The organism is Candidatus Protofrankia californiensis, from assembly GCF_900634765.1.
GTDB classification, from domain to species: Bacteria; Actinomycetota; Actinomycetes; order Frankiales; family Frankiaceae; genus Protofrankia; species Protofrankia californiensis.
The window spans coordinates 7,290-10,647 of sequence record NZ_CAAAFT010000098.1 but is presented as its reverse complement, the minus strand read 5'-3'; the positions used below and the strand labels follow the sequence as shown (position 1 = coordinate 10,647).

Below are 3,358 nucleotides of genomic sequence, written 5' to 3'. Positions count from 1 at the left end.
CGCCCCGACTGGCTACCCCCCGTCACTACCCACCCGCGGGCGGCGTAATCAGCCGAACACAGAATCCGGCCAACTGCGAAGAGCCCCATATCTTGCCCTGCTGGCTGTTCGTCAGCTGCTGCTGCCATACCGGGCTGCCCGACGGGTAGGAGTACTGCGCACCGTACGGCGTGTAGGTGATCGACATCTGCGGGCGGTTCGCCGCGGTCGCGGTGTTGTTCGACAGGAACTTCTTCCACGCATAGTTGTCCGTCGTACTCGCCCGCACCGACGTGCCCGTGTTCACTTTCCGCCCGTGCGTCCAATCGTCCACCAGGGCGGTCAGCCGGGAGTCCTGGAACGTCCCCCAGCCCGCCGGGCAGGATCCCGAATAGCCGTGGGCGAAACTGCTGCGCGCCACCTCCGGGCCGATCGCCGCCCCCGGCCACAGCATGGTCGTGCCGTCCCAGGACTGGTTCACCTCGTACAGGCTCACGTCCCGCGCGTCGCACGACCACGACCACGACCAGCTGTTCAGCAGCGCCACCTGCACGTCCAGCACGTTGACCTGGTTCACCGCGGCCGTGCCCTGCCAGTTGATGTACCCGTGGTTCACGTCGGCACCACCGTTGTAGGTACCCACGTGAATGTCGTCCAAGGTGTTGTAGTGCGAGTTCGGAAATGCCGACGACACATAGGTGTCATCCGCCCACGCCTGCAGCACCTCCACCGACGGATCCACCCGCACCGGAAACACCCGCGCCGGATCCGCCAGCCACTGCGCATCCAGATCCACCTACAACGCGGTCCGGCCGTCCGCTCCCGTCACCAGGGAATAACGCACACCCTCCGAATACGCCCCGCTGCCCACGTGCGAATCAATCGCGGAATCCTCCATGGATCCCCGTGGAATCACCGCCTTCACCACACCCGCGGCATCCGTGAGAGAGACCTGCTGCGACGTCGCGTCCACCGCCGCTGTCAGGCCCTCCAACGCCAACGGGAACGTCCACCGCGTCGGGGCATCCACCCCATGCAGGACCAGCGTCTCCTTCACTCCCGACAGCGTCCCGGACAGCTCCACGTCCGACGACGGGCGCACCTGCGCATATGAAGCGGTCGGCCCGTCGACGACGCTGCGCGCCGGCTGCGCACCGGCGATACCGAACGACACCGACGCACCCGCACCCACCTGCACCGCCACCAGCCGAGGATCATCAGCGGTGTCCGCGACATCGACGGCATGCTCCACCGCGGCCGCCCGATGCCGCCCGCCCGCCGCGACCAGGTTCGTGTCGATATCCACCCATTTGCCGCCGGCATCGGTGAACCGCTTCGGCACCGAATACACCCGGGTGGTGTACGTCCCGTCGGGATTGCGGAACTCGTCACTCCATGCCGTCCGCCGGTCCGGCACCTCCACCTGGCCTGGTGGCGCCGCCTGCCCCGGCAGCACCCCCCACTCCACCGGCGGAGCACCCATGTCCATCGTCCGGGCCGGACCGAACCTCGCCACACCCGCGGCCGGATCCGGCTTCGGCAGATCCACCGGACGCTCCGGCTCCCGCACCGTCGTCGGCACCGCGCCCGCAACCGTCGGTACCTGCGCGCGCACCTGCTCCGCCGACGGCGCCACCCCCGACGCCGTCTGCGACCGCGCCGTCGGCACCTGGCTCTGCCGGCCCGCCGCGCTGCCGTTCGAACTCTGCGGCAACGCCACGTTCCGGAACGGGTTCAGCAGCGGCGCCGGCCGGTCCGCGCCGCCGGCCAGCTGCACGACCGCCAACGTGGTCAGCACCAGTAGCGGCACCAGCCCGATGGAGATGGCGGTCAACCTCCGGCGCGCAAACCGTCGGTAGACACCACGAAACATCCGCGGACGCTGGGCAGAATGCCGCCGGCCGACCATGGGCGCACTCCCAAGAACTCAGGAACCAAGGAGCCGCGTTCATGCCGGAAAACAGGCACGAAAACGGCACGACAAGAGTGGAGAACCCAGGACCCGGCAGATCGCGCCGGCACACGGCACAATCCGAAGAAGACATGGGGTGACCTGCACGCCCACATGAACGCGCAGCAAACAACAACGAAAGAAAACAACAGTGAGAGAATCAGCGGTGAGAGACGGAACGGCGCAGGCCCGCCACCATCGGCTGGGCGGATGTCACCCCGTCATGTTCACAGGGCCCACCGTGCCACACCGTCCGCCGTTGCGCCACTACTCCTGGATGTCCCCCGTCGATGTTGCGCGAAATTTGTTGCCGATGCATCACGCCGACGGCGGAAAACACCGCCCGACGCTTTACCCAAACAAAAGTTCGCTAATTCACAACCGTCAACCACGGACCCACGATCGAATGCACGAGCGCCCTTGGCCACCCAACAGTTGCCCCCGATCAAAGAATCTGACGCATAGTAACGGTGGGCACGTTGTTCTCAGCTGCTCGAAGCACAACGTCTCATCGCTGTCTCATAGCCGTCTCATCGCCGGCCGAGCGCGTCGCAGAGCACCGTCAGATAGCGATCCCACGCCGCGTCCACATCCGGTGGGACGACCTGGGCGCGCAGGGCGTCGAGCATGCCCGGTTCGTACAGCCGGTGCAGCGCGGCGGCCAGCGACATCGGGTCGCCCGGGGTGGCCAGCAGGCCGTCCACCCCGTCCCGCACGGCCTGCGCCAGCATGCCGACAGCGGTCGCCACCACCGGCAGGCCGTACCGGTGGGCAAGATCGACATTCTGGGTCGCCGTCGCCGACCGGTACGGCAGGACCACGGCGTCGGCAGCCGCGAACAGGGCCGGCACGTCGGCGGCCGGCACATAGCCGGGACGCAGGTCCACCCGCCCGGCCAGGCCGAGCTCGTCGATCATCCTGCGGGTGTCCCCGACCCCGCCCCAGAACTCCCCGGCGACCGTCAGGCGCACGTCGGGCGGGCCGGCGGCGAGCGCCCGCAGCAGGACGTCCAGGCCCTTGTACGGCCGGACCAGCCCGAAGAACAACAGCCTCCGGCCGGGAGGGCCGTACCGATGTCGCGCAGCGTGGGGATCCACGGCATCGGGCTCCACGGCAGGAGGATCCGCGGTGGGGGGATCCACGGCAGGTGACCCGCCGGCGCCCGCGACGGCCCCGCCGCCGGCCGTCCACAGGTGCGGCGCCATCGGCGCCACCGACACCGGACGGGCGGTGAGCCGGCGGGCACGCTCGGCCTCGGCCGGCGTGTGTACGAGGACCCCGGACACCCGGCGCAGCACCGCCCGCACGAGCGGCTCGTCCAAGGCGCGCCGCTCGTGTGGCAGCACGTTGTGACACAACGCGAGAACCACCGGCCCGTTCCCCGGCCCGCGGCCGGCGGGAACACCCCTCGGCCCACGGATGGCGGCG

Annotated in this window: 3 protein-coding genes; all 3 read right to left on the bottom strand. The window is 69.1% G+C overall.

The window, feature by feature from the left end:
- Nucleotides 1-25 precede the first annotated feature (25 nt).
- Complete coding sequence (locus tag DD1DGNOD_RS05980) at nt 26-775, bottom strand: DNRLRE domain-containing protein (protein ID WP_131769629.1); 750 nt, start codon at nt 773-775, stop codon at nt 26-28.
- On the bottom strand, nt 776-1,813 hold the full coding sequence (locus DD1DGNOD_RS05975) for a hypothetical protein (protein ID WP_131769628.1): 1,038 nt from the start codon (nt 1,811-1,813) through the stop codon (nt 776-778). It abuts the gene before it with no gap.
- Between the two features lie 647 nt (nt 1,814-2,460).
- Nucleotides 2,461-3,358, bottom strand: an 898-nt coding sequence (locus DD1DGNOD_RS05970) for a glycosyltransferase (protein WP_131769631.1), incomplete at its 5' end; no start/stop codon positions are given.